At 65.6% G+C, this 14,261-nt stretch carries 18 protein-coding genes; 7 read left to right on the forward strand and 11 right to left on the reverse strand.

What is annotated here, in order from left to right; all coding sequences use genetic code 11:
- Window positions 1-4: 4 nt before the first annotated feature.
- The gene (rpoH, locus tag PCA10_RS01340) at window positions 5-859 is read left to right on the forward strand and encodes an RNA polymerase sigma factor RpoH (RefSeq protein WP_016490214.1); all 855 of its coding nucleotides are present in this window, start codon (window positions 5-7) and stop codon (window positions 857-859) included.
- 62 nt (window positions 860-921) lie between these two features.
- Complete coding sequence (locus tag PCA10_RS01345) at window positions 922-1,524, forward strand: hypothetical protein (RefSeq protein WP_016490215.1); 603 nt, start codon at window positions 922-924, stop codon at window positions 1,522-1,524.
- 78 nt (window positions 1,525-1,602) lie between these two features.
- Here the strand turns inward: PCA10_RS01345 and mtgA are convergent, their stop codons facing one another.
- A complete protein-coding gene (mtgA, locus tag PCA10_RS01350) occupies window positions 1,603-2,295 on the reverse strand; it encodes a monofunctional biosynthetic peptidoglycan transglycosylase (protein WP_041770484.1) in 693 nt (230 codons plus the stop codon).
- 66 nt (window positions 2,296-2,361) lie between these two features.
- Between mtgA and PCA10_RS01355 the strand changes: the two genes are divergently transcribed.
- The 5 genes from PCA10_RS01355 (at window position 2,362) to PCA10_RS01375 (ending at window position 6,209) form a co-directional block, all read left to right on the forward strand.
- Window positions 2,362-2,736: a DUF423 domain-containing protein gene (locus PCA10_RS01355; protein WP_016490217.1), complete on the forward strand. Its 375-nt coding sequence runs from the start codon at window positions 2,362-2,364 to the stop codon at window positions 2,734-2,736.
- 103 nt (window positions 2,737-2,839) lie between these two features.
- Window positions 2,840-3,040, forward strand: a complete 201-nt coding sequence (gene thiS, locus PCA10_RS01360) for a sulfur carrier protein ThiS (protein ID WP_016490218.1) — start codon at window positions 2,840-2,842, stop codon at window positions 3,038-3,040.
- Window positions 3,041-3,117: 77 nt separating this feature from the next.
- Entirely contained in the window at window positions 3,118-3,912 is a 795-nt protein-coding gene (locus tag PCA10_RS01365) for a thiazole synthase (RefSeq protein ID WP_016490219.1), read from the forward strand.
- 77 nt (window positions 3,913-3,989) lie between these two features.
- Window positions 3,990-4,709 carry a tRNA (guanosine(46)-N7)-methyltransferase TrmB gene (trmB, locus tag PCA10_RS01370; protein WP_016490220.1) on the forward strand — a complete coding sequence of 240 codons (720 nt, stop codon included), beginning with the start codon at window positions 3,990-3,992 and terminating at the stop codon, window positions 4,707-4,709.
- A gap of 156 nt (window positions 4,710-4,865) precedes the next feature.
- Window positions 4,866-6,209 (forward strand): DUF1329 domain-containing protein, encoded by a 1,344-nt coding sequence (locus PCA10_RS01375; RefSeq protein ID WP_041770485.1) that lies wholly within the window; start codon window positions 4,866-4,868, stop codon window positions 6,207-6,209.
- A 192-nt stretch (window positions 6,210-6,401) separates the two neighbouring features.
- Here the strand turns inward: PCA10_RS01375 and PCA10_RS01380 are convergent, their stop codons facing one another.
- The 10 genes from PCA10_RS01380 to PCA10_RS01425 form a co-directional block, all read right to left on the reverse strand.
- On the reverse strand, window positions 6,402-6,656 hold the full coding sequence (locus tag PCA10_RS01380) for a hypothetical protein (RefSeq protein ID WP_016490222.1): 255 nt from the start codon (window positions 6,654-6,656) through the stop codon (window positions 6,402-6,404).
- Window positions 6,657-6,705: 49 nt separating this feature from the next.
- Complete coding sequence (locus PCA10_RS01385) at window positions 6,706-7,029, reverse strand: DUF3392 domain-containing protein (RefSeq protein WP_016490223.1); 324 nt, start codon at window positions 7,027-7,029, stop codon at window positions 6,706-6,708.
- Between the two features lie 58 nt (window positions 7,030-7,087).
- Window positions 7,088-8,266 (reverse strand): radical SAM family heme chaperone HemW, encoded by a 1,179-nt coding sequence (hemW, locus tag PCA10_RS01390; RefSeq protein WP_016490224.1) that lies wholly within the window; start codon window positions 8,264-8,266, stop codon window positions 7,088-7,090.
- Window positions 8,263-8,856 carry an RdgB/HAM1 family non-canonical purine NTP pyrophosphatase gene (rdgB, locus tag PCA10_RS01395; RefSeq protein WP_016490225.1) on the reverse strand — a complete coding sequence of 198 codons (594 nt, stop codon included), beginning with the start codon at window positions 8,854-8,856 and terminating at the stop codon, window positions 8,263-8,265. Before rdgB ends, hemW begins: the two co-directional genes overlap by 4 nt.
- A complete protein-coding gene (locus tag PCA10_RS01400) occupies window positions 8,853-9,272 on the reverse strand; it encodes a DUF4426 domain-containing protein (protein ID WP_016490226.1) in 420 nt (139 codons plus the stop codon). The genes rdgB and PCA10_RS01400 overlap by 4 nt, the downstream gene beginning before the upstream one ends.
- A 17-nt stretch (window positions 9,273-9,289) precedes the next feature.
- A complete protein-coding gene (gene metW, locus PCA10_RS01405) occupies window positions 9,290-9,910 on the reverse strand; it encodes a methionine biosynthesis protein MetW (protein WP_016490227.1) in 621 nt (206 codons plus the stop codon).
- A 3-nt stretch (window positions 9,911-9,913) separates the two neighbouring features.
- Window positions 9,914-11,053, reverse strand: a complete 1,140-nt coding sequence (metX, locus tag PCA10_RS01410) for a homoserine O-succinyltransferase MetX (protein ID WP_016490228.1) — start codon at window positions 11,051-11,053, stop codon at window positions 9,914-9,916.
- Between the two features lie 111 nt (window positions 11,054-11,164).
- Window positions 11,165-13,153 carry a dynamin-like GTPase family protein gene (locus tag PCA10_RS01415; protein ID WP_016490229.1) on the reverse strand — a complete coding sequence of 663 codons (1,989 nt, stop codon included), beginning with the start codon at window positions 13,151-13,153 and terminating at the stop codon, window positions 11,165-11,167.
- Between the two features lie 209 nt (window positions 13,154-13,362).
- On the reverse strand, window positions 13,363-13,659 hold the full coding sequence (locus tag PCA10_RS01420) for a DUF167 domain-containing protein (protein ID WP_016490230.1): 297 nt from the start codon (window positions 13,657-13,659) through the stop codon (window positions 13,363-13,365).
- Window positions 13,659-14,252 (reverse strand): YggT family protein, encoded by a 594-nt coding sequence (locus PCA10_RS01425; protein ID WP_016490231.1) that lies wholly within the window; start codon window positions 14,250-14,252, stop codon window positions 13,659-13,661. The genes PCA10_RS01420 and PCA10_RS01425 overlap by 1 nt, the downstream gene beginning before the upstream one ends.
- Window positions 14,253-14,261: the final 9 nt, after the last annotated feature.

Below are 14,261 nucleotides of genomic sequence, written 5' to 3' on the forward strand. Positions count from 1 at the left end.
TCGCATGACCACTTCCCTGCAACCTGTCTATGCCCTGGCCCCCGGTGCGAACCTGGAGGCATACGTGCATGCGGTCAACGGCATCCCGCTGCTGACTGTCGAGCAGGAGCGCGAACTGGCCGAACGCCTCTTCTATGAACAAGATCTGGAAGCGGCTCGGCAAATGGTGTTGGCGCACCTGCGCTTCGTCGTGCACATCGCCAAGAGTTATTCCGGCTACGGCCTGGCCCAGGCCGACCTGATCCAGGAAGGCAACGTGGGCCTGATGAAGGCCGTCAAGCGCTTCAACCCCGAGATGGGTGTGCGCCTGGTGTCCTTCGCGGTGCACTGGATCAAGGCCGAGATCCACGAGTTCATCCTGCGCAACTGGCGGATCGTCAAGGTCGCCACCACCAAGGCGCAGCGCAAACTGTTCTTCAATCTGCGTAGCCAGAAGAAGCGTCTGACCTGGCTGAACAACGATGAAGTCCATGCGGTGGCCAACACCCTGGGTGTCGAGCCCCACGAAGTGCGCGAGATGGAAAGCCGGCTGACCGGCCAGGACATGGCGTTCGATCCGGCGGCGGAAGCCGACGACGACACGGCCTTCCAGGCCCCGGCACATTACCTGGAAGATCACCGCTACGATCCGGCACGCCAGCTGGAGGAAGCCGACTGGAGCGACAGCTCCACCGCCAACCTGCACGAAGCGCTGGGTGGTCTGGACGAACGCAGCCGCGACATCCTCTACCAGCGTTGGCTGGCCGAGGAAAAGGCGACGCTGCACGACCTGGCGGCCAAGTACAACGTCTCCGCCGAGCGTATTCGCCAGTTGGAGAAGAACGCCATGAACAAGCTCAAGGGCTTCATTCAGGCGTAACGCAGAAACCGCAGGAAAGCCGCACTTCGGTGCGGCTTTTTGCTGTCTGGAGAAAAAACGCCATGCCCTTGCCGCCCCTGCGCTCCAGCCATTGGCTGCTGTTCGCCTCGGTCGCCGTGCTGTTCTTTTCCCTGGCGCTGTGGATGAGTCGCCAGTCCGACCGTTCCGAACCGCTGCCCTGGCTGGTGGAGTGGCAGGAATCGGTGATCAATCCCCTGGCCGACGAGAGCCTGACCCTGGCGCAGCTGGCCGAGGTGGCGCCGGGCGAGCTCTGGTTGCAGCCCCGTGCCGAAGGCCCGCGCCTGGTCTTCCGTTCCGAGCAGGATCGTGAGGAGGGCGCTTGGCGCCTCGAGGCGGATCTGCAGCTCAGCGAAAGCGAGCGCGCCAGCCTGGCCAAGTCCCTGGGCAAGGGCACCGATGAGCAACCGCTGAGCCCCGAGCTGCTGGCGCAGCTGGGCGGGCATCGGGTGGCGGTGTTGAACATGGTGCCCATGGCCGAGGTGTCGGCGGCGCGTCTGATCGCCAGCATCGGTGCGCCCCGTCTGCGCCTGCGCACCGGTGAGGGCGAGGCCTGGATCTATCCCCAGCAGGGCCTCAGCGCGCATCTGCTGGAAAACCAGCTGCAGTTGCTGCACCTGGTACCCCGCGAGGCGATGAAGCACTGAGCCCAACGCTTCGCTTCCGAACAGGCAGCGATGTTGGGCTTCGCACGGCTCAGCCACAACCTAGGGTAATGCCCGGCATCAGAGCTTCTGCAGGTACTCGCCACCGCCCAACTGGTTCATCTGCCGGCGAATCCAGGCGGCGCGGTTGGCGACGTAGCTGGTCGGCCGCGCAGGGCTCCATTTGCGCGGGTTGGGCAGCACCGCCGCGAGCAGGGCCGCCTGTTGGCGTGACAGTCGTGCGGCGGGCACGCCGAAGTGACGCTGCGCCGCCGCTTCCGCGCCGAAGACGCCATTGCCCCATTCGACGCTGTTCAGGTAGACCTCGAGGATGCGCTGCTTCGGCCAGAACAGCTCGATCAGGCCGGTGAACCAGACCTCCAGCCCCTTGCGCAGCCAGTTGCGGCCCGACCAGAGAAACAGGTTCTTCGCCACCTGCTGGCTCAGGGTACTGGCGCCACGGATGGAGCCACCGCGTTCGTTGTGGGTCAGGGCCTTGCGGATGGCGGGGACGTCGAAGCCCCAGTGTTCGGCGAACTTCTGGTCTTCGGCGGCGATAACCGCGACCTTCAGGTCGGTGGGCAGCTTTTCCCAGGGCACCCAGTCGCGCTTGAGATCGATGGGTTCGCCGCTGAACCAGGACTCGATCTTGCGTTCCACCATCAGCATCGAGCCCGGCGGCGGCACCCAGCGGAACAGGATCACCAGCACCACGGAGGCGGCCGCGAACCAGAGCAGCAGTTTGAACAGTCGGCGGCGGATGGTGCTGAACATGCTGGCTTGGCCCGGGGAAATTTGCGAGCCATTATAGCGGCCGTCCATCCCCTGTCTGGAGTCATCATGGCGCGCCTGTTCCTGCTGTTGTCCGCATTTGCCGGTTTTACCGGTGTGGCCCTCGGTGCGTTCGCCGCCCATGGCCTGAAGAGCAGGCTGACCCCCGAATACCTGACGGTGTTCCAGACCGGCACGCATTACCAACTGATCCACGCCCTGGCCCTGTTCGGCGTGGCCCTGCTGGCGCTGCACACGCCAGGGCGCCTGGTGAACCTGGCCGGTGGCTTCTTCGCCCTCGGCATCCTGCTGTTCTCCGGCAGCCTCTACCTGCTGACCCTGTCGGGCATCGGCAAGCTTGGCATCGTCACCCCCTTTGGCGGTCTGGCATTCCTCGCCGGCTGGCTGTGCCTGGGGCTGGCGGCCTGGAAGTCGCTTACCTGACTCTTGCGTCAGATTTGCGGGACGAATGGTGTCCTTTAGCCTTGGTACCGCGCGGCTATCGGGCTAGAATGCCGACCCCATTTCCAGTTGTGACCGACCCGTCATGCGCATTCAGTTGAACGGCGAACCCTTCGAGCTGCCCGACGGCCAGACCGTCGCGGACCTCATTTCCCGCCTGGATCTGACCGGCCGCCGCGTCGCGGTCGAGCTCAACCTCGACATCGTGCCGCGCAGCCAGCACGCCACCACGGCCCTCGCCGAAGGCGACTGCATCGAGGTGGTCCACGCCATCGGTGGCGGCTAGTCGCCCAGGCCCGCCGCTCCACCCGCCGCACCCATTCCGCGCATCAAGCAATCCCCTCTGCCCGCCAGGAGTCCAGCATGAGCCACACGCCGATCGACAAGCCCTTTACCCTCGCGGGCCGTACCTATCAATCGCGTCTGTTGGTGGGCACCGGCAAGTACAAGGACCTCGACGAGACCCGCGAGGCCATCGAAGCCTCCGGCGCCGAGATCGTCACCGTGGCCGTGCGCCGTACCAACATCGGCCAGAATCCGGGCGAACCGAACCTGCTGGACGTGATCTCCCCGGACAAGTACACCATCCTGCCGAACACCGCCGGCTGCTATAACGCCGAGGAAGCGGTGCGCACCTGCCGCCTGGCCCGCGAACTGCTGGATGGCCACAACCTGGTCAAGCTGGAAGTACTGGCCGACCAGAAGACCCTCTTCCCCAACGTCGTCGAGACCCTCAAGGCCGCCGAGCAACTGGTCAAGGACGGCTTCGACGTCATGGTCTACACCAGCGACGACCCCATCATCGCCCGCCAACTGGCCGAGATGGGCTGCATCGCCGTGATGCCCCTGGCTGGCCTGATCGGCTCCGGCATGGGCATCTGCAACCCCTGGAACCTGCGCATCATCCTCGAGGAAGCCAAGGTCCCGGTGCTGGTTGATGCAGGCGTAGGCACCGCCTCCGACGCCACCATCGCCATGGAGCTGGGCTGCGAGGCGGTGCTGATGAACACCGCCATCGCCCATGCGCAGAACCCGGTGATGATGGCCCAGGCCATGCAGCACGCCATTGTCGCCGGTCGCCTGGCCTACCTGGCCGGGCGCATGCCGCGCAAGCTCTACGCCAGCGCGTCCTCCCCGCTGGACGGCCTGATCCGCTAATTACCTACACGATCCGCTGCGCACCCGTGCACCGGATCGTGAGCAGGCTCTGAATTTTACAGACAGGTTTTTGCAACATGATTGAAGAACAGGGCTCGCCGGCCGCCGCCGACGAAACGCGCCACCGCCGCGAGATCAAGAGTTTCGTGATGCGTGCCGGGCGCATGACCGAAGGCCAGCAGCGCGGCCTCGACCAGGGCTGGCCGCAGTTCGGCCTGGAACTGGGCGATGGCCTGCGGGACTTCGACGCCCTGTTCGGCCGCAGCGCGCCGCGCACCTTCGAAATCGGTTTCGGCATGGGTCACGCCACCCTGGAGATGGCCGCGGCCGCGCCGGAGCAGGACTTCATCGGCGTCGAAGTACATCGGCCGGGCGTCGGCGCCCTGCTCAATGGCGCCATGACCCAGGGCCTGTCGAATATTCGCGTGTACAGCTGCGATGCCCTGGAAGTGCTGCGCGACTGCGTCGCCGACGCCAGCCTGGACCGCGTCCTGCTGTTCTTCCCCGATCCCTGGCACAAGTCCCGCCATCACAAGCGGCGCATCGTCCAGCCGGCGTTCGCCGAGCTGGTGCGGCAGAAACTCAAGGTCGGCGGCGTGCTGCACATGGCCACCGACTGGGAGCACTACGCCGAGCACATGCTGGAAGTGATGAATGTCGCCCCGGGCTACCGCAACCTGGCGGCGGACGGTCGTTATGTCCCGCGTCCGGAAGAGCGCCCGGTGACCAAGTTCGAGCGCCGCGGCGAACGCCTCGGGCACGGCGTCTGGGACCTGAAGTTCCAGCGCATCGATTGACCGGCTGCGCCGCGGGGCGGCGCACCGGCACACCTGACTAGACCGGGACCACCCGGCACCTCACCTGATCCGACCATAGCAACGCCGGCCCCTGGGCTGGCGCCATAAGAATAAGAGCGACGTAGCGGTATGTGCGTCGTTGGGGAGAAGGCTGTGTTGTTGAAAACTTTCGGATATCTGCTCCTGGCCGGCTGCGCCCTGCAAGCCCAGGCCAAGGTCGACGCCAACCAGGCCGCCAGACTCGGGCAGGACCTCACCCCGCTCGGCGGCGAGCGCGCCGGCAACGCCTCAGGCACCATCCCGGCCTGGGACGGCGGCCTCGCCACCCCGCCCGCCGACTACCAGCCGGGCATGCATCATCCCGATCCGTTTGCCGGCGAGGCCCCGCTCTTCGTCATCGATGGTGGCAACCTCGGGCAGTACGATGAACTGCTGACCCCGGGACACAAGGCCTTGCTGCAGGCGCACCCGGACTATCGTCTGCGGGTCTTCCCGACTCACCGCAGCGCCGCGGCGCCGCAACGTATCTACGACGCCACTCGCTTCAACGCCGTGAACGGCAGCCTGATCGCGGGCGGCAACGGGGTGGAAGGCGTGGCCGCGGGCGTGCCCTTCCCGATCCCGGCCAACGGCCTGGAAGCCATCTGGAACCACATCCTGCGCTACCGTGGCGAGCAGATTCACTTCACCACCAACCAGGCGGCTGTCCTCAACAACGGCAGCTACAACCTGCTCAAGCTGGAACGCGACATCTACTTCGTCTACGGCCGCGACGGCATGACCCCGGCCAACCTGGAGAACACCCTGTTCTTCTACAAGTACCGCGTGGTCGCGCCGGCCAAGCTGTCCGGCTCGGCCCTGGTGGTCCAGGAGACCCTCGACCAGGTGCTGTCGATCCGCAAGGCCTGGCGCTTCAACCGTGGCGAGCGTCGCGTGCGTCGCCTGCCGATGCTGGCCTACGACACCCTGCAACCCGACACCAACGGCCTGGCGACCGCCGACGTGGTGGATTCCTACAATGGCGCGCCGGACCGCTACGAGTGGCAGCTGCTGGGCAAGCGGGAAATGCTGGTGCCCTACAACAGCTATGCGGTGCATCAGCGGGGCGTACCCTACGAGCAGATCCTCAAGCCCGGCTACGTGAACCCCGACCTGCTGCGCTATGAACAGCACCGGGTCTGGGTGGTGGAAGCGACCCTGCGCAAGGGCTTCAGCCATCCCTACGCCAAGCGTCGTTTCTACCTGGACGAGGACAGCTGGCAGATCCTCGCCGTGGACCTCTACGACAAGGAAGGGAACCTGAGCGGCATGCAGGAAAGCCACCCGATCAGCTACTACGATGTACCGATGTTCGGCAGTACGCTGGAAACCATCTACGATTTCCAGGGCGAACGGTATTTCGTCGATGGTCTCGACAACAACGAACCCATGTATGATTTCAACGCCCCGCTCAGCCCGAGGGATTTCACTCCCCAGGCGCTGCGGCGCGAAGGCAACTGATTCCGGCCTGCCTGGCCAATCCCAGCCGCCCCTCGGGGCGGCTTTTTAATGGGCGGGTGCTTTGTGGGGGGCGATTTCGCGGTCGCGTGGCGCGTAGGGTGGATGGCGCTTTTCCATCCACCATCGGAGCCACGGGGGAGCGCGAATGGTGGACCGATGAAGCGTGGTCCACCCGGGCGGCGCCATGTCGCCTCAGTTGATCAGCTCGGCACCCATTACCGTCGCCTCCGGCAGGGCCGGCGGTGCGGGGCTGATCTGCATGTACTTGATGCTTTCGCGGGGGATCAGCAGCAGGTCGCCATCCACTTCGATGCTGAGGAAGGGCGACTCCAGCTGTCGGCGCAGATTGCGCGCGACCTCCACCGGGTCGGCGGACACCTGGGGAAAGCGCAGGGCCAGGCGCTGGCCGTCCTGGAAGTGCAGGTAGAGGTGTTTGATCGGCTTCATGGACGTGCTCCCTGGTTGGCGGCCGCGGCCGCCAAAGAAAGGCACGGCCTCAGTTGCGATCGGCGATCACGCCAATCACGAAGAAGACTAGTAGCAGGACGGGCGCCAGGGTGTAGTTGTTGAAGTAACCCAGGCCCTTGGCCAGCCAGGGCGTGACGTAGATCATCGCCAGGCCGTAGCCAACCGCGCAGAGCAGCACGAAGAGGAGGGTGCGGAAGATGAAGTTGAGGCTGCCGATGCGCTGCTGCACCCAGGCGTTCAGGGAGGGGCCGAACAGCACCAGGATAGTGGCCATGATGGCCAGGGCGATATCGCTGAGGTGGCCGCGACTCCAGCGCGAGAGGGTGGCGATCAGGTCCAGTACGACTTCCATCCAGGGTCCTTAGCGGTTGCGTTCGAGGGCAGACGATTCCAAATCCGCAGGTAGCTCGTCAAGGCAGGAAATGCTGCAGCAGGTCATTGAGGAACAGCTGGCCTTCACGGGTGGCCACTAGCCGTGACGGGTCCTTCAGCAGCAAGCCATGGGTCTCGGCTTCACCGCGTGCCGCCGCCAGGTCGGTCAGCGCCATGCCGGTGCGCTGAGTGAACAGCTCCGCGGGCACGCCGTCTGTGAGGCGCAGCACATTCATGAGGAATTCGAAGGGCAGTTCGTCCTGGTCCAGGTGCCGCTCGCCGGCCTGGAAGCGCTTGGCCGGGTCCAGGTAATCCTTCGGCAGGCGGGTCTTCCAGCTGCGGATGATGCGGCCTTCCGGGCTGCTCAGCTTGGCGTGGGCGCCAGCGCCGATGCCGAGGAAGTCGCCGAAGGCCCAGTAGTTGAGGTTGTGCCGCGCCTGCTGGTTGTCGCGGGCGTAGGCCGAGACTTCGTACTGGGCGTAGCCGTGCTCGGCCAGCAGCGCCTGGCCGGCTTCCTGGATATCCCAGAGGATGTCGTCCTCGGGAAGCTCGGGCGGCTGGTTCCAGAACACCGTGTTGGGTTCCATGGTCAGCTGGTACCAGGACAGGTGCGTCGGCCCTTGGGCGATGGCGATCCGCAAGTCGTCCAGGGCGTCCTCGATGGATTGCTCCGGCAGGCCGTGCATCAGGTCCAGGTTGAAGTTGTCGAAGCCGGCCTTGCGCGCCATGTCGGCGGCGCGCACGGCTTCGCTGCCATCGTGGATGCGGCCCAGGGCCTTGAGCTTGTCTTCCTGGAAGCTCTGCACGCCGATGGACAGGCGGTTGATGCCGAGCTGGCGGTAGGCGGCGAACTTGGCCTGCTCGAAGGTGCCGGGGTTGGCTTCGAGGGTGATCTCGATGTCGCGGGCGAAGGGCACCCGCTGTTCCACGCCATCCAGCAGCCGGCCAAGGGCGTTGGCGCTGAACAGGCTGGGCGTGCCGCCGCCGAAGAAGATCGAGGTCAGCTCGCGCCCATGCACGTGGCCAAGGTCCTGCTCGAGGTCGGCGAGCAGGGCGTCGATGTAGGCTTCTTCAGGCAGCTCGGGGCCGGCGGCGTGGGAGTTGAAGTCGCAGTAGGGGCATTTGCGCACGCACCAGGGGATATGGACGTAGAGCGCCAGGGGCGGCAGCTGGAAGCCCGTGCTTCCGGCCGCCAGGTGCGCGGCGGTGCCTTTCATATCCCCAGCCGCTGCTTGAGCAAGGCCATGGCGCGGGCGCGGTGGCTGAGGCGGTTCTTGTCGGCGGGGGAGAGTTCGGCGGCGGAGGCGCCGCATTCGGCGACCCAGAACAGCGGGTCGTAGCCGAAGCCATGTTCGCCACGGGCCTCGAAGAGGATGCTGCCGCGCCACTGGCCTTCGCAGAGGATCGGCAGGGGGTCGTCGGCATGCCGCATCAGCGCCAGGCTGCAGATGAACTGCGCGCCGCGCTCGGCTTCCGGTACGTCGCGCAGGGTATCGAGCAGCTTGGCGTTGTTCGCCGCGTCACCCTTGCCGTCGGCATAGCGCGCCGAATAGATGCCGGGGGCGCCGCCGAGGAAGTCCACCGCCAGGCCCGAGTCGTCGGCCAGTGCCGGCAGGCCGGACACCCGCGCCGCATTGCGGGCCTTGAGGATGGCATTCTCGACGAAGGTCAGGCCGGTTTCTTCCGGCTCGATTTCGCTGAACTCGGCGATCGAGCGCACTTTCACGCTGTCGCCGAGCATGGCCTGGAGTTCTTTGAGTTTGCCGGCGTTGTGGCTGGCCAGCACCAGTTCTTTGAAGGGCATCATTCGTCGGGGAAGAATTCCTGGTCGAAGCTGAAGCTGTGGGCCGCTTCATCTCCGCGTTGGACATTGAGGGTGAAGTTGAGCATTTCACGCTGGCCGAAGGGGAACTGGGCCAGGTAGTAGATGGCCTCTCCCTCGCTGACCTGCTTGAACTGCAGCGGGGTGACCTGGCCAAGCAGGTTCTTCACCTGGCCACTGACGTTGGCGGTGCTGGCCTTGCCGCCCTTGAGCACGGCGACGTTGACCACGCCCTGGGTCTTGCTGCGGATCAGCCCCACGGCAGCGGCGACGTCCGGCTGCAGGAAGCTGGAATTGAACGCGTTGTAGTGCACGTCCATGTCGCCGAAGGTCTGCTTGCGCTCGGCGGCGGCCGGCAGGGCCAGGCAAAGGGCGAAAAGGAACAGGGCTAGTCGACGCATGCTGGGTCTCCTTTGGTTCAGACCGCGACGCGGTGGTCCGCAAGGCCCGGACCGCTGACGCGATAGATGCCGATCTCACCCAACAGATTAGGCCATACACGGCTGGGCAGGTTGTGGCGGTGCTCATGGTCCACGGCCAGGCGGTCGAGGACTTTCACCTGCATCTCGCGGCACAGCTGCTCGAAGTCCTTGAAGGTGCAGAAGTGGATGTTCGGCGTGTTGTACCAGGTGTAGGGCAGGAACTCCGACACCGGCATGCGCCCGTTGCGCGCCAGGTACCAGCGGCAGCGCCAGTGGCCGAAGTTGGGGAAGGTGATGATGCACTCGCGGCCGACCCGCAGCATCTCCTGGAGGATGCGGTCGGGGTAGTGCACGGCCTGCAGCGCCTGGGTCATCACCACCACGTCGAAGCTGTTGCTGGCGAAGTTGCCCAGGCCCTTGTCCAGGTCCTGTTCGATCACGTTCACCCCATGGTCGATGCAGTGGGCGATGTTTTCCGGATCGATCTCCAGGCCGTAGCCGGTGACCTGCTTGTTGTCGCGCAGCCAGGCCAGCAGTTCGCCGCGGCCGCAGCCAAGGTCGAGTACCCGGCTGCCGGCGGGGATCCAGTCCTGGATGATTTCGAGGTCGGCACGCATGGGTTACACCGCAATCCTGTTCATGTAGCTGCTGAAGGCCTGGAGGTAACGCGGGATCGGCATGAGGAAGGCGTCGTGGCCCTGGGGCGCGTCGATTTCCAGATAGCAGACGTTCTTCCGCGCCGCGCTCAGGGCGTCGACGATTTCCCGCGAGCGGGCCGGGGAGAAGCGCCAGTCGGTGGTGAAGGACATCACGCAGAAGTCCGCCTTGGCCACCGCCAGGGTGCGCGCCAGGTCGCCGTCGTGGGCGGCGGCCGGGTCGAAGTAGTCCAGGGCCTTGGTCATCAGCAGGTAGGTGTTGGCGTCGAAGCGCCCGGAGAATTCCTCGCCCTGGTAGCGCAGGTAGCTCTCCACCTGGAATTCCACGCTGTGGAAGTCGTAGTTGAGCTTCTCGCTCTTCAGGCCACGGCCGAATTTCTCGCCCATGGCATCGTCCGACAGGTAGGTGATGTGGCCCACCATGCGCGCCAGCATCAGCCCGCGCTTGGGAATCACGCCCTGGTCCTGGAAGTGGCCGCCGTGGAAGTCCGGGTCGGTGAGGATCGCCTGGCGCGCGACTTCGTTGAAGGCGATGTTCTGCGCCGAGAGCTTGGGCGCCGAGGCGATGGCCAGGCAGTGGCGCACGCGGTCCGGGTAGCTGATGGTCCATTGCATGGCTTGCATGCCGCCCAGGCTGCCGCCCACCACGGCAGCCCATTGCTGGATGCCGAGGACGTCGGCCAGGCGCGCCTGGCTGTTGACCCAGTCTTCCACCGTCATCACCGGGAAGTCGGCGCCAAACGGCGAGCCGGTGGCCGGGTTGACGCTGGAGGGGCCGGTGGAGCCGTTACAGCCGCCGAGGTTGTTCAGGCTGACGACGAAGAACTTCAGCGTATCGATGGGCTTGCCCGGGCCGATGCAGCTGTCCCACCAGCCCGGCTTGCGGTCTTCCATGCTGTGGTAGCCGGCGGCGTGATGGTGGCCGGACAGCGCGTGGCAGATCAGCACGGCATTGCTGCGGGACTCGTTCAGCTCGCCGTAGGTCTCATAGACCAGTTCGTAGTCGGCCAGGCTGCGGCCGCAGGCCAGTGCCAGCGGCTCGCTGAAGCGCTGCACCTGGGGGCTGACCAGGCCGACGGAATCCATGGGAATGGCGGTGGGCATCGCGACCCTGCTCTCGATTTGGGAAGCTCGCCAGTCTAAAGAGCGCCGCCCCCTGCGGCAAGCGCGGGGGGGCGGCGGCTAAGGCGTTGAATATTCAGGCTCTGCGGGCGTTCAGGCGGATTCGCCGCCACTCTGCCGGCGGGTTGCCAGCGGCAGGTTGACCACCTTGCCCATGCGCTGCATCGGCGAGGGCATGCGGAAGGTGCGCAGCATCTCGTTGGCCTGGGCGATCTGCTGCTCCAGTTCCTCGGTGTAGCGCTCCAGTTGCTGGCCGCGCTGGCGAGTGAGCTGGGTTTCCTGGGCCAGGGCCTTGAGCCGCAGCATGTGGGTCTCCAGCAGCTGCTTGTGCTCCAGGGTGTGCTGCATCAAGGGCATCAGCGCGTCGCCGGCCCATTGGGCGACTTCCTGGCGCAGGCGATGGTGCATGCCGATGACTTCCTGCACCAGGGTGTCGAAGAAGCGCTTGCCGAGCTGGCGTTGTTCGGTCAGCAGGGTCTTGGGATGCAGGCGGAACTGGTCGGCCTTGGCGCGCAGCTGAGCGACTTCGCGCAGGTAGCGCTGGACGTTGAACTGTGGCGCATCGACCCCGTGCAGCGGGTTCTCTTCGTTGTGCCGGCGGTAGATGGCGGAAACCATCTTGTTGGCCATCTCGGCCTCGTGCTCCAGGCTGCGCAGGTCGCCCGCCACCGCGCGGAAGAAGTGCAGGATGCTCTGGTTGATGCCGACCGTGGTCCAGCTGCCGGTCAGCTCGCGACGCAGTTGTGCCAGGTGTTCTTCCAGGCGCTCGGTGCGGGCGGCGTTGCGCAGGGCGTCGCCCTGGCGCTTGAGCAGGCGCTGGTTGGTCTTCAGGCCCAGCAGGCGGCGGTGGTGCTGGGCGTGGTCTTCCTTGGTGCGGGCGGTCAGCTCGAAGAGCATCTGGCCGTTGTCCTGCTGGTGGTTGTCGAGCATCGTCTGCTGCTCACGGACCTTGTCCAGGCGCAGGTTGAGCACGTGCAGGCTGTTCTGCAGCAGGCTCATCATCTGGTGCGCCACCTGGTCTTCGATCAGGCGTTCCTTCTGGGTGACGATGCGCTCGCACAGCAGCGACTCCAGGGCGCCCACCTGGCTGCGGGCGAGGAGTTCGTCGTCGTTGCGGACCTTGGCCAGCAGCGCCTGCTTGGCCGACAGCGGCAGTACTTCTTCGCTGCGAATGCCCAGCTGGCGCGCGGTGGTTTCCTGGATGCGGCGAATCGCGTTCTGCACGAAGTTCTCGCCGGCCAGGTCGTCCCACAGCACATCGATCTTGTTCAGGACGGCGAACAGGTGGGCCTGGGTATCCTCGTCCAGCTGGCGGATGTGCTGCTGCCAGACGCTCATGTCGCTGGCGGTGACGCCGGTATCGGCCGAGAGCAGGAAGACGATGGCCTGGGCGCTGGGCAGCATCGACAGGGTCAGTTCGGGCTCGCTACCCAGGGCGTTCAGGCCGGGGGTGTCGAGGATGCGCAGGCCCTGGCGCAGCAAGGGGTGGTCGAAGTTGACCATGGCGTGGCGCCAGGCCGGAACCAGCACTTCGCCGGGGCGCCCGGTGGGGTCGAGCATGTCGGGGTGGAAGCCCAGCTGGATGGCCTGTTCCACCGGCATGGGTTTAGTCCGTGCCACCTGGGCGAAGGCCTGGACCATGTTGTCCGGGTCGCTGGTGTCCAGCGGGATGTTCACCCAGTGCCGTGGCGCGCGCTTGAATTGGGTGACGCTGGCTTCCGCCATGCGCGACTCGATGGGCAGCAGGCGGATGTAGGAGCGTTCGGAGCGTGGGTCGAAGAACAGCTCGGTGGGGCACATGGTGGTGCGCCCGGCCTGGGACGGCAGCATGCGCTGGCCGAATTCGGAGAAGAACAGGCAGTTGATCAGCTCGGTCTTGCCGCGCGAATACTCGCCGACGAAGGCCAGGGTGATGTGATCGGTGCGGAGCAGGCGCTGGATGCGTTCGAGCTTGGTGGAGAGCGAGTCGGAGTTGAGCCGATTGTGTTCCAGCCAGCTTCTGTAGCGGGTGATCTCCCGCAGCAGCTCGCGCTTCCAGGCAACGTAGGCGTCGACTTGCTGACTGAGACGCTCCATGCTCATTCAGGCTCTCCTCGTGATCACGCATCCTGCGTACGGGATTGAAAAACGTCGAATCGGATTGGCGATGAGGCCGGCGGTCGCAACACGCCATCCGGGGGTCTGCTCCGGGATGAGGTAAAGGCAGAGTGCCAGCCTGTCATTGCTGGGCATTATGCGCGCTGGAGGTTGGCCGTCAATCGCCGGAAAGACGCCGCCCGCCTTAAGGTCGGTCAGGCCTGCCGAGCGGTCAGTCCGGGCAGGTCGGGGAGGGTTCGCGGGCGCTGGATGCGCACCCGCTTCTGCCGGTTCAGTTCACCGCTTTCCAGGCTCACCTGGCTCTTGGCGACCCCGAAGGCCTGCGCCAGGAACGCCATGAGATGGGCGTTGGCCTTGCCCTCCACCGGCGGCGCGGTGAGGCGGATCTTCAGGCGTTCGCCGTGCAGCCCGGCGAACTCGTCGCGGCTCGCCTTGGGCTGCAGGTGGCAGTCGAGGACCAGGTCCTCGCCCACCCAGCGGAACCAGCCCATCAGAGGAAGGGGCTGAGGATCTGCGGCATGCCGGTCATGGCGGCGAGGTTGCCGATTACCAGCATATCCAGCAGTTTCAGCGCGATGAAGGCGAAGATCGGCGAAATATCCAGGCCGCCGAGGTTCGGCAGTATCTTGCGGAAGGGCATCAGCAGCGGCTCGCAGATCTGGTTCACCAGCTGGGCGCCGGGGTTGTAGCTGCCCGGGGCGACCCAGGAGAGGATCACGCTGATGATCAGGGCGAAGAAGAACACCTTCAGGAACAGCGAGGTGACGCCGATGATCGACCAGACCAGCAGCTGCAGCAGGTAACCGCCAATGCCGTAGCCCATCAGGGTCAGGGTCACGACCATCAGCAGCAGCTGGACCAGGATCGCCAGCACCAGGGCGGCGATGTCGAGGCCGCCGAAGCCGGGGATGATCTTGCGCAGCGGGTTGAGCAGCGGCTTGGTGGCGCGGACCACGAACTGGCTCAGCGGGTTGTAGAAGTCGGCGCGTACCAGTTGCAGGATGAAGCGCAGCAGGACGATCAGCAGGTAGAGGCTGCCGAGGGTCTGGATCACATAAATGGCTGCGGTGTTGAGTCCGGTCATCGAGAGCTC

The sequence above is a fragment of the Pseudomonas resinovorans NBRC 106553 genome (genome assembly GCF_000412695.1).
Lineage (GTDB): Bacteria > Pseudomonadota > Gammaproteobacteria > Pseudomonadales > Pseudomonadaceae > Metapseudomonas > Metapseudomonas resinovorans_A.

What these genes read in the sequence shown, in the direction of transcription:
- mtgA (WP_041770484.1), bottom strand. Translation starts at nt 2,295, where the DNA reads ATGTTCAGCACCATCCGCCGCCGACTGTTCAAACTGCTGCTCTGGTTC.
- PCA10_RS01365 (WP_016490219.1), top strand. Translation starts at nt 3,118, where the DNA reads ATGAGCCACACGCCGATCGACAAGCCCTTTACCCTCGCGGGCCGTACC.
- PCA10_RS01380 (WP_016490222.1), bottom strand. Translation starts at nt 6,656, where the DNA reads ATGAAGCCGATCAAACACCTCTACCTGCACTTCCAGGACGGCCAGCGC.
- metW (WP_016490227.1), bottom strand. Translation starts at nt 9,910, where the DNA reads ATGCGTGCCGACCTCGAAATCATCCAGGACTGGATCCCCGCCGGCAGC.
- hemW (WP_016490224.1), bottom strand. Translation starts at nt 8,266, where the DNA reads ATGAAAGGCACCGCCGCGCACCTGGCGGCCGGAAGCACGGGCTTCCAG.
- metX (WP_016490228.1), bottom strand. Translation starts at nt 11,053, where the DNA reads ATGCCCACCGCCATTCCCATGGATTCCGTCGGCCTGGTCAGCCCCCAG.
- PCA10_RS01420 (WP_016490230.1), bottom strand. Translation starts at nt 13,659, where the DNA reads ATGGGCTGGTTCCGCTGGGTGGGCGAGGACCTGGTCCTCGACTGCCAC.
- PCA10_RS01385 (WP_016490223.1), bottom strand. Translation starts at nt 7,029, where the DNA reads ATGGAAGTCGTACTGGACCTGATCGCCACCCTCTCGCGCTGGAGTCGC.
- PCA10_RS01425 (WP_016490231.1), bottom strand. Translation starts at nt 14,252, where the DNA reads ATGACCGGACTCAACACCGCAGCCATTTATGTGATCCAGACCCTCGGC.
- rpoH (WP_016490214.1), top strand. Translation starts at nt 5, where the DNA reads ATGACCACTTCCCTGCAACCTGTCTATGCCCTGGCCCCCGGTGCGAAC.
- PCA10_RS01345 (WP_016490215.1), top strand. Translation starts at nt 922, where the DNA reads ATGCCCTTGCCGCCCCTGCGCTCCAGCCATTGGCTGCTGTTCGCCTCG.
- PCA10_RS01400 (WP_016490226.1), bottom strand. Translation starts at nt 9,272, where the DNA reads ATGCGTCGACTAGCCCTGTTCCTTTTCGCCCTTTGCCTGGCCCTGCCG.
- trmB (WP_016490220.1), top strand. Translation starts at nt 3,990, where the DNA reads ATGATTGAAGAACAGGGCTCGCCGGCCGCCGCCGACGAAACGCGCCAC.
- PCA10_RS01355 (WP_016490217.1), top strand. Translation starts at nt 2,362, where the DNA reads ATGGCGCGCCTGTTCCTGCTGTTGTCCGCATTTGCCGGTTTTACCGGT.
- thiS (WP_016490218.1), top strand. Translation starts at nt 2,840, where the DNA reads ATGCGCATTCAGTTGAACGGCGAACCCTTCGAGCTGCCCGACGGCCAG.
- rdgB (WP_016490225.1), bottom strand. Translation starts at nt 8,856, where the DNA reads ATGATGCCCTTCAAAGAACTGGTGCTGGCCAGCCACAACGCCGGCAAA.
- PCA10_RS01415 (WP_016490229.1), bottom strand. Translation starts at nt 13,153, where the DNA reads ATGAGCATGGAGCGTCTCAGTCAGCAAGTCGACGCCTACGTTGCCTGG.